Raw genomic sequence first — 9,040 nt, 5'->3', positions numbered from 1 at the left:
TCGCACTCCGACGCGCCCGTCCTCGCCTATATGGACGTGGACCTGTCCACCGACCGCCTCGGACGCCTGTGTCCCTGGTGTTAGGGGCGGTCGACGGTGAGGGAGCTTGCGCCTCCGACGACCTCGATGTCGTACCGGTCTTCGGCGGTCTCGAACTCCGGCAGGGCCAGTTCGAGTCCGCCGCCGACAGCGTCCAGGTACTGGCTGTCGAGGGTCAGATGGGAGGCGCCGCCGGTGACCTTCACCCGCGCGGGCACGTCCTGCGGCCGGCGGAGGGTGACATTGCTCGCCCCGCCCGCGATCCGGACGCGCACCGTGCCGCTGGGCCTGGGCAGGACGATCGACACATGGCTGGCGCCGCCGCCGAGGTCGAGCCGGGTCAGCTGAAGCGACGACAGGTCGGCGGTGACCCGCCCGGCGCCGCCGTCGATCTCCACTGCCCACGGCACCGACGCGTTGACGGTCAGCTGCCCGCTGTGCCGGCGGATCGTGAACGGGTGCAGGCGGCGCGGGTAGCGCACGGTCACCACGCCGGCGGCTGCCCGCACTTCGGGGACCAGCCCGGAGAATCGCCCGCGGTACAGATCGTCGCTGTTCTTCTCCTCGGCGGCGAGGGTCAGTTCGGACGCCCCTCCGACGAACTTCAGCAGCCCGGCCGTGACGGACCCCAGAGCCTCGCTGAACTGCTGTTCCTGGTCCTTGGCCATGATGGATCAACCCCTTCTGTCTCTTCACACGTCTTGCTTCAAACGAGCCGGTCGAGCACGTGGCCCAGGACCTTTTCGAGTTCCTGCTGCGGCTCGGCGGCAGCGCCGTCGCTGCGCCAGGCCACAAATCCGTCCGGCCGCACCAGCACCGCTCCGTCCTGGCCCACCGGGTACGTGGCGGTCCAGGAGTACTCCGGGTCCGCGGGCGCTATGCCGTTGCCCACCCGGTGGACGTCGAGGTCGACGCCCAGCCGCTGTGCGGCGGGTCCCGCCGCGTGCTCCCAGCCGGTCCCCTCGGGGCCGGTGAGCAGCACCAGCGAGTCGCCGAAGAGGTCGAGTACGGACAGCTCCTTGCCGTCGCGGCGCAGCGCCAGATGGGGCGCGCGGGTGCCGGGGCGGCCAAGACGGCGCGGGTCCGTCGCGGGCGGCGCCTGCTCGTCGTCCTTCTCGGGAAGGAGCGCGCCCGTCCCGTAGCGGTAGCCGAGAATGGCCGCGGCGTAGCTGACCTGCTGGCCGTCTTCGCTGCCGTCGCCGGAGCGGCCCTGCAGTTCGGCCAGCGCGTAGTCGATCGTGAAGCGGGCGAGGGGACGGCGTTCCGCCTCGTAGGTGTCGAGCAGCCCGGGGCCGGCGGTGCGGTCGAGCACGGCGGCCAGCTTCCAGGCCAGGTTGTGCGCGTCCTGGATTCCGGTGCTGGCGCCGAACGCACCGGTGGGCGGCATCGAGTGGGCCGCGTCGCCGACCAGGAAGACCCGGCCGTCGCGGAACCGCTCGGCCAGCTGGGCGGCGATCTCGAAGCCGAGGATCTTCTCGCCGGTCTTGTCGATCTGCACCTCGAGGCCCTCGACAAGGAGATCGGGCACACCGACGGCCGCGCGGATGGCCTCGATGCAGCGGGCCTCGTCGAAGTCCTCGAGCCGCTCGCCCCGTTCGGGGTGATACGGCGTGTAGAAGACCCAGCGGGAACCGTCCAGCGGCATCAGCAGGGTGCCGCTGTCGGGCTGGTCGAAGTAGCCGAGCCCGAGGTCACGGCCGCGCAGCGGACCGGTCAGGTCGGCCTTGAAGACCACACTCACGGTGTGCACCAGGGTGCCGGGGCCCTCGGCGGCGATGCCGAGCCGGTCCCGTACCGCACTGCGGCTGCCGTCCGCGCCCACCAGGTAGTCGGCGTGGACGGTGTGCTCCTCACCGGTGACGGTGTCGCGGATGACCGCGGACACCTTGTCGCCGCCGGCGGGCTGCTCGAAGGACACCAGCTCGGTGGACCAGCGGATGTCGGCGCCCTCGTCGGCGGCGCGGGCCGCCACGATGCGCTCCAGCTTGTCCTGGTCGATGGAGCACCAGGTGACGGGCGTGACCGTGGAGTTCAGCTCCGGCGCCTCGTCCTGCATGGGGGCGGAGAAGATCTCGGGGCCCGCCAGGTTCTCGGCACGGACCATGAGCTTGACGCTGAGATCGGATGTCAGGGACCGGTCGGCGAAGATCGCGTCCTCGAGACCGGCCGCGCGGTAGACCTCGACGGTACGGGGGTTGATGACCCGGGCCCGCGGGTGCAGCAGGGCGCTCGGGTGGCGCTCGACCAGCAGGGTGCGTATGCCCTTGCGGGCGAGGAACAGCGCGGTGGACAGACCGACGACCGCGCCGCCGACGATCAGCACCTGAACCTGTTCCGTGTTCTGTTCCGACATGGGGTGGACCTCCTCGACGGGGGTGGGAGGGGTCCCGCGGACCGTGCCGCGGGACCCCGAGGGAGCGTGTCAGGACGTGCTCTGCGGGGATGTTGCCGTGGTGGATTCGGAAGCCTGGCCCGGGACTTGCGCGCTCTCGCCGGCCTCCTCTTCGTCCTCGAAGTTCTCCTCGTGGTGCTGGGCCTTGCGCGGCAGCAGGAAGATCAGCAGGAAGACCAGGGCGACAAGGCCGATCTGAGCGAGGATCGTGCGCTGCAGGGCGGTGCTGAAGGCGATCCGCCGTGCGTCCTGCGCCGCTTCGCCGATCGCGGCCTGAACACCCGCGCCCTGCACGGAGTTCAGGGCCTCGCAGCTCATCGGGGTCTCGCTCGGGTCCGCCGCTGAGGTGCGGTCCGCGAAGCACTGGGCGAAGGAGGTGGTGATCTCGCCCCGCCGGCTCTCCGCGACCGCGGCCTTCTCCAGACCGGCCCGCAGCTGTGGCGTGACGTCCTTGGTCGCGCTGTCCGCGGCGCCGCCGAGGAAGCCGAGGAAGATCGCGCCGATGACGGCGATGCCGATGGCTCCACCGACCTGCTGGACCGCGTTGACCACACCGGAACCGGCGCCGGAGTGCTCCGTCGGCACGTCGGAGAGGATGAAGTCCAGGATCGGGGCGATGATCATGCCCATCCCCAGACCGCCGACGAGCAGGGTCGGCAGCAGCCACCACGAGCCGATCTGGTCGCCGCGCCACTCGATGGTCAGTGAGATTCCGTACAGACCGGCGGCGAGCAGCACCGCACCGATGACCAGCACCTTCCGGCCCAGCTTGGCCGTGAGCACGGTCGCCGAGAACGCGGCGCCGAAGCTGACGCCGAAGGACCACGGCAGACCGGTCAGACCCGCTCGCAGGGTGGAGAACCCGAGGCCCGTCTGCAGGAAGATGATGAAGATCAGGAAGTGCCCGATCACCACGGCGAAGAAGACGATGTTCGCCACCAGGCCGGCGGAGAACGAACGGCTGCGGAACAGCCCCGGGACGATCAGGGCCGAGCCGCTCGCGGTGTGCCGCCGCTTCTGGTGCAGCGCGAAGATCACCAGCACCGGCGCGGAGGCGAGCAGCGAGACGAAGGCCCAGGCGGGCCAGCCCGCCTCACGCCCCTGTACGAGCGGGAAGAGCAGCAGCAACAGCCCGACGGTGACGAGCAGGGTGCCGACCACGTCGAGCTTGATGGGCTGCGGGGACTTGGAGTCGCGTACCACCGCGGTGGCGGCGACCAGCAACAGGATGCCGACGGGGATGTTGAGCAGGAAGATGACCCGCCAGCCGAGGTCGAAGAAGTCGGCGTTGATCAGTACGGCGCCGACGATCGGTCCGCCGACAGTGGCCAGACCGGCGACGCCACCGAACGCGCCCAGTGCGGCGCCGCGCTCTTTCGGCGGGAAGGTCGCGGTGATGATGGAGAGCACCTGCGGCACCATCAGCGCCGCGGACGCGCCCTGCAGGGCACGAGAGGCGATCAGCATCTCCGGGCTCTGGGCCATCCCGCACAGCGCCGATGTCACGGTGAACGCGGCGACGCCGATCAGGAACAGCTTCTTGCGGCCGAACATGTCGCCCAGCCGCCCGCCCAGGATCAGCAGCACGGCGAAGGACAGCAGATACGCGGCCACCACCCACTGCACGGCCGAGTAACTCGCGCCCAGGTCTCGCTGGATCGGCGGGATGGCGATGTTGACGATCGTGGAGTCGAGGAGATCCATGAACGCCGCGAAGAGCACCACGATGAGCGCTTTCTTGCGCTGTGGATCAGCCCCGACGGCGGTTGCCTGAACGGCAGGGGACTCGGACATGATGCGACCTTTCGGTGATCTTCACTGCGTCCGGTGGAACCCGGCCGGGATTAAACTGAGGCCGAGTCGATCAGTGACTAAAACTCTCTCGATGTGAGTGTCTTAGTCACTAAGATAATGACTAAGCTAGATGATACGGAAGGCGGGACACATGTCAAGCGAGGGCCGTGAGGCACTGGTGCGGGATCTTGACCGGGAGCTTCGCAACCTGGTCTCCCGGTCGGTCCTCTTCCACCAGGCGGTGGCCGACCGGCTCGGGATGAGCGTGCTCGACCTGAACTGCCTGGGCGCCCTCGTCGAGCGGGGGCCCATGAGCGCGGGCCGGCTCACCGAGGAGAACGGCGTCACCACCGGCGCCATTACCGGCGTGATCGACCGGCTGGAAGCGGCCGGTTTCGTACGCAGGGACAAGGACCCCAAGGACCGCAGGCGGGTCATCGTGACCCCGCTGCCCAACGTCGAGGCGCAGATCTTCCCGCTCTTCGAAGGGCTCGGATCCGCGCTCGTCCAGCTCTGTGAGAAGTACGGCGAGGAAGAGCTGCGGACCGTCGTCGACTTCATGCGCGGCGCCGCCCCGGTCACCCAGGAGGAGACCGCGAAGCTGCGCGCCGCGGGCCGGGCGAGGAAATGACCAGCGCAAGCTGGCCGGTGCGCCCCGAGGGGTGCACCGGCCAACGCGTCGCGCTCCTGGAACCCGGATAAGCCGTTCACTACGGGATCCTGCCCTCGATCAGCCGAAGCGGCGTACCCGTGGGAGTGACGCCGGTGAACTCCATGCCGGCCCTTTCGAACATGACGCGGTACTCGTCCGCAGTGCGTTCCCAGCCACCCATCACCAGCAGCATGTGCAGGTCCATCAGGGCGTCCCAGGGAGTCTCCGGCGGGTCCGCGACCAACTGCTCGAGCAACACCACCCGGCCGCCGGAGTGCCCGGCGGCCACGCAGTTGCGCAGCACCTTGTCGCAGGCGTCGTCCTCCCACATGTGGAGCACCTGGCGGATCAGATGGACGTCCGCCGCCGGCACCCGCTCGAAGCAGTCGCCGATCACGAGTTCACAGCGACCGCCGAGCGAACCGCCCTCGCGCAGCTCGGGCAGCGCGGCGTCGATCGCGTGCGGCCGGTCGTAGAGCACGGCGTTAACGTGCGGATTGCCCTCCAACAGGCTCCGCACCAGGCTGCCGTGACCGCCGCCGACATCGCAGAAGGTATTCGCGCCGCTCAGATCGAGCGCCTTGACGACCCCCGGATTCATCGCCTGGGACTGCGCCGCGTAACCACGCAGGCACTGCTCGCCCGCCGCGTTGTCGTCCTCGTGGAAATAGGTGAACAGGTCCTTGCCGTACGTCTCCTGGAAGGCGCACTTGCCGCTGCGGACGCTTTCGGCGAGCTTGCCCCACATCGCCCAGCCCCAGCTGCCGCCGGTCAGCATGATGTCGGTCAGCGACGCCGGGGCGTCCGAGCGCATGGCGCGCGACGCCTCGCTGTGCGAGTACCTGCCGGGTCCCTCCTGACGGAAGATGCCGAACCCGACCAGCGCCCGCATCAGCCGGGTGAGCGCCGGGGCATCGGCGCCGACGGCCGTCGCCAGCTCCTCCACCGTGACCGGTTTGTCGTCCACCGCGTCCGCCAGGCGCAGTTGGGCCGCGGCCTGCACGGTCGCGCTCGCCCACATGCCCCAGCCGAGTTCGGCCACCGCCTGCGCGGGCGGCTGCCCTATCACCGGGGCGCCCTCGCACGCGGGAACCTGACCTGCCGTTACTTCACTGGTCATCACATACCACCTCTGATTCTCCTCCGGCCTCAGGGGCGGACGGATTCGAGCAACACGATGGGGGCCCGCTCATGGCCGGCCAGGGGCAGCCGCGTGGCCGGGCCGAACCCGGCCTTGGCCAGCAGGCCTTCGTACTCGTCAGGCGTCCGCGCACGGCCTCCGGTCAGCACCATGAATTCCACGTCATTGGCGTGGACGTGCGAGGAGTGCTCGGTGTACTCCCAGTCCAGGAGCAGCAGCCGGCTCCCCGCGGGCGCGGCCTCGAAGACATTGGCCAGCAGCCGCGCGGCGCCCGCGTCGTCGAGATCGCACAGCACGTTCTTGAGCAGATAGTGCGAGCCGCCGGCCGGTACCTCGCTCAGGAAGTCCCCGGCGATCACATCGGCCCGGTCGGCGAAAGCGCCGAGCGTCTCTTCGGCGTAGGGCACCGCCCAGTCGAGGTCGAGCAGCACCCCGCGGGCAGCCGGCACCTCGCCGAGCAGCCGGTTCAGCACGGTGCCGGGGCTGCCGCCGATGTCCACGATCGTTTCGGCGCCGGCGAAGTTGTAGCTGGCCACCAGCGCGTCGGCGGCCTCCAGCGACAGCGACGCCGAGGTCTCGGCGTAACTGCGCGCCTCCTCGGGATTGGCGGCGTAGTACTCCCAGTGGTCCATGCCCCACACCGCCCGCGTGGCCGGCTCGCCGGTACGCACCACCTCGGCGATCCGCTCCCAAGGGCGGGTCATTCCGGGCGCGTTGACCGCGATGGAGAACCCGCGCAGCGACGGCACGTCGGAGCGCAGCAGTTCACCCGCCGCGGTCAGCTGCCAGCGGTCCGGGGCGACGGGGACGATCAGTTCATGCAGTTCGCACACTCGCAGAAAGCGGGTCAGGCTCGGCTCGTGCGCGCCGACCGCGGAGGCCAGTTCGGACGCCGTACGCGGCTTCTCGGCCAAGTGGTCGGCGATGCGCAGCTCCGCCATGCCGCGTATGACCAGGCCGGCGGACCAGTGGAAAGGGTTGAGCCGGCGCAGCGCGCCGAGCGGGGAGAACGTCACTCGTGACCTCCTGTCGCCTTCTCGTCGGCACGGTGTGTGCGGACTTCGGCACTGTCCTTCGGAGCGGTCGTGAACGGCTCGCGCCGCAGGCGATCAGTGGCCGCCGTCGACGTTGATCACATTTCCGGTGATGTTGCCGTTGGCCGCGGAGGCCAGGAACAGCACCGTGTTGTTGACGTCGTCGACGGTGGAGAACCGCAGATGCGGCATGCCCTCGTTGAGCAGGCGCTTGGCCTCCTCGGGAGTGACGTCCGCGATGCGCTGCCTGAGGCTGTCGGGAAGCTTGCCGAGCAGCCCTTCGGTGACCGTGGGCCCGGGGGCCACCACATTGCTGAAGATGTTGTCGGTGAACAGCTCGGTGGCCAGGGTGCGGCTGAGCCCGTGCAGCGCCGCCTTGCTCGCCGTGTAGGCCTCTTCGCCCTTGCGGCCGCGGTGCACGATGCTTGCCGACATGAACACGATGCGGCCCCAGTCACGGGACTTCATCACCGGCAGCACCGCCTGAACCGTGTGGAAGGCGCCCTCCACCTCGGATCGCAGCAACGGCAGCCACCTGTCGGCGGAGATCTCCTCGAACCCCACGGGCTTGGGGTTCGGGCCGCCGGTGGCCGATGCGTTGACCACGAGAATGTCGATCCCGCCCCATCTGTCCACGACATGACCCACCGCGGCGTCGATGGACGGACGGTCTGTCAGATCGAGCTGGACCGGCAGCGCTTCGCCGCCCGCCTCCTCGATCGACGCCGCCACGTCCTTGGCGGCGTCCGCGCGCCGTAGATAGGTCAGCGCCACCCTGGCTCCCTCACGGCCGAAGGAGCGCGCGAGAGGTCGGCCGATACCGCCGCTGCCCCCGGTGAGCAGCACGACCTTGCCGGTCAGTCCCAACTCCATGCCATGCTCCGTTTTCCCGGCCGCGGCCGGCTCGGCAACAGGTCCAGCCCCGGCCGTTATCGGGCACGGAGCTGATCCATGGCTACCGCAAGGCGCTGGAGATCCACTCGAAGATCGATGGACCCCTCCACGGGCCCCTCAATGGCCCGATATCGGGACCAGCTTCGTGCGCGGGGTTCTGTCCGGTCTCCAGGGGTCTTCGAGGCGCGCCACCAATAGTGCTCCCGGCTCTCACAGCGCCGTTTTCGGCGTAGCGGGAGGCCACGGCGCAGACACGTCTCTTTGTCACACCGGGAAAGGACCTGGCGCATGACAAGCACACCCGAAAAGCAGGGTTCGCTGAGCCTCCAAGACATCGTCGGACTGGGTATGGCCTTCGGAAGCGCCAAGGTCCTGCTGACGGCCACCGAACTCGAGCTCTTCACCAAGCTGAGCGAGACCGGGCCTGCGACCGAGGGGGAGATCCGCGAGCGGCTGGGCCTGCACTCGCGCGGCTCCCGCGAGTTCCTCAACGCGCTGGTCCGGCTCGGACTGCTCGAGCGCAAGGACGGCAAGTACGGCAACTCCGAGGCGGCCGAAACCCACCTGGTCAAGGGCAAGCGCACCTACGTCGGCCGCTTCCTCGACCGCTCCAACGCCGTCCTGTACCCGGCGTGGGCCGGCTTCACCGAGTCGCTGAAGACCGGTGAGTCGCAGATCGAGGGCCACGGCGACGACAACATGTTCAAGCACCTGTACAAGAGCGAAGAGCAGATGCGCGACTTCGTCGCCATGATGGACGCGCTCAACTGGGCCGTCGGCCCGGAGCTCGCCAAGGAGTTCGACTGGAGCTCCGTCAAGACCGTCACCGACGTCGGCGGCGCGCGCGGCAACCTCCTCGCCACCATCATCGACGCCCACCCGCACCTGACCGGCACTGTCTTCGACCTGCCGACCGTGCAGCCGGCGTACGAGGACCACATCGGCGGACTCGGCCTCAAGGACAAGATCGCCTTCCACGGCGGCGACTTCTTTGCCGACCCGAACTCACCGAAGGACTGAGGGAGATCAGACGCGCGGAGGCCCGGTACGGCCTGGACCACTGGCCGCGGGTGTGCATGCGCCGGGAGCTGGCC

Annotated in this window: 8 protein-coding genes; 2 read left to right on the top strand and 6 right to left on the bottom strand. The window is 69.3% G+C overall.

Going from position 1 to position 9,040, the window contains the following annotated elements:
- Positions 1–80: 80 nt before the first annotated feature.
- From ACWDO5_RS34240 to ACWDO5_RS34230, 3 genes are all read right to left on the bottom strand, one after another.
- On the bottom strand, positions 81–707 hold the full coding sequence (locus tag ACWDO5_RS34240) for a hypothetical protein (RefSeq protein WP_450534447.1): 627 nt from the start codon (positions 705–707) through the stop codon (positions 81–83).
- A gap of 38 nt (positions 708–745) precedes the next feature.
- Entirely contained in the window at positions 746–2,392 is a 1,647-nt protein-coding gene (locus tag ACWDO5_RS34235; RefSeq protein ID WP_450534446.1) for an FAD-dependent oxidoreductase, read from the bottom strand.
- Positions 2,393–2,461: 69 nt separating this feature from the next.
- Positions 2,462–4,225, bottom strand: coding sequence for an MFS transporter (locus ACWDO5_RS34230; protein WP_450534445.1), 1,764 nt, complete (start codon positions 4,223–4,225; stop codon positions 2,462–2,464).
- 151 nt (positions 4,226–4,376) lie between these two features.
- Here ACWDO5_RS34230 and ACWDO5_RS34225 point away from each other — a divergent pair, with 151 nt between their 5' ends.
- On the top strand, positions 4,377–4,856 hold the full coding sequence (locus tag ACWDO5_RS34225; RefSeq protein ID WP_450534444.1) for a MarR family winged helix-turn-helix transcriptional regulator: 480 nt from the start codon (positions 4,377–4,379) through the stop codon (positions 4,854–4,856).
- A gap of 79 nt (positions 4,857–4,935) precedes the next feature.
- On the opposite strand, the gene ACWDO5_RS34220 is transcribed toward ACWDO5_RS34225, so the two are convergent.
- The 3 genes from ACWDO5_RS34220 to ACWDO5_RS34210 all read right to left on the bottom strand — a co-directional run bounded on the left by ACWDO5_RS34220 (position 4,936) and on the right by ACWDO5_RS34210 (position 7,925).
- A complete protein-coding gene (locus ACWDO5_RS34220) occupies positions 4,936–5,997 on the bottom strand; it encodes a methyltransferase (protein ID WP_450534443.1) in 1,062 nt (353 codons plus the stop codon).
- Between the two features lie 29 nt (positions 5,998–6,026).
- Positions 6,027–7,034: a methyltransferase gene (locus ACWDO5_RS34215; RefSeq protein ID WP_450534442.1), complete on the bottom strand. Its 1,008-nt coding sequence runs from the start codon at positions 7,032–7,034 to the stop codon at positions 6,027–6,029.
- Between the two features lie 93 nt (positions 7,035–7,127).
- Positions 7,128–7,925, bottom strand: a complete 798-nt coding sequence (locus ACWDO5_RS34210; RefSeq protein WP_450534441.1) for an SDR family NAD(P)-dependent oxidoreductase — start codon at positions 7,923–7,925, stop codon at positions 7,128–7,130.
- 309 nt (positions 7,926–8,234) lie between these two features.
- Here ACWDO5_RS34210 and ACWDO5_RS34205 point away from each other — a divergent pair, with 309 nt between their 5' ends.
- Complete coding sequence (locus ACWDO5_RS34205; protein WP_450534440.1) at positions 8,235–8,966, top strand: methyltransferase; 732 nt, start codon at positions 8,235–8,237, stop codon at positions 8,964–8,966.
- Positions 8,967–9,040 lie beyond the last annotated feature (74 nt).

It is taken from the genome of Streptomyces sp. NPDC000880, assembly GCF_053599675.1.
The sequence above is the reverse complement of the archived record's forward strand: the minus strand, read 5'-3'. Positions and strand labels throughout refer to the sequence as shown.

Coding starts and splice junctions, on each gene's coding strand:
- ACWDO5_RS34220 (WP_450534443.1), bottom strand. CDS start 5,997: ATGACCAGTGAAGTAACGGCAGGTCAGGTTCCCGCGTGCGAGGGCGCC.
- ACWDO5_RS34210 (WP_450534441.1), bottom strand. CDS start 7,925: ATGGAGTTGGGACTGACCGGCAAGGTCGTGCTGCTCACCGGGGGCAGC.
- ACWDO5_RS34230 (WP_450534445.1), bottom strand. CDS start 4,225: ATGTCCGAGTCCCCTGCCGTTCAGGCAACCGCCGTCGGGGCTGATCCA.
- ACWDO5_RS34205 (WP_450534440.1), top strand. CDS start 8,235: ATGACAAGCACACCCGAAAAGCAGGGTTCGCTGAGCCTCCAAGACATC.
- ACWDO5_RS34240 (WP_450534447.1), bottom strand. CDS start 707: ATGGCCAAGGACCAGGAACAGCAGTTCAGCGAGGCTCTGGGGTCCGTC.
- ACWDO5_RS34235 (WP_450534446.1), bottom strand. CDS start 2,392: ATGTCGGAACAGAACACGGAACAGGTTCAGGTGCTGATCGTCGGCGGC.
- ACWDO5_RS34225 (WP_450534444.1), top strand. CDS start 4,377: ATGTCAAGCGAGGGCCGTGAGGCACTGGTGCGGGATCTTGACCGGGAG.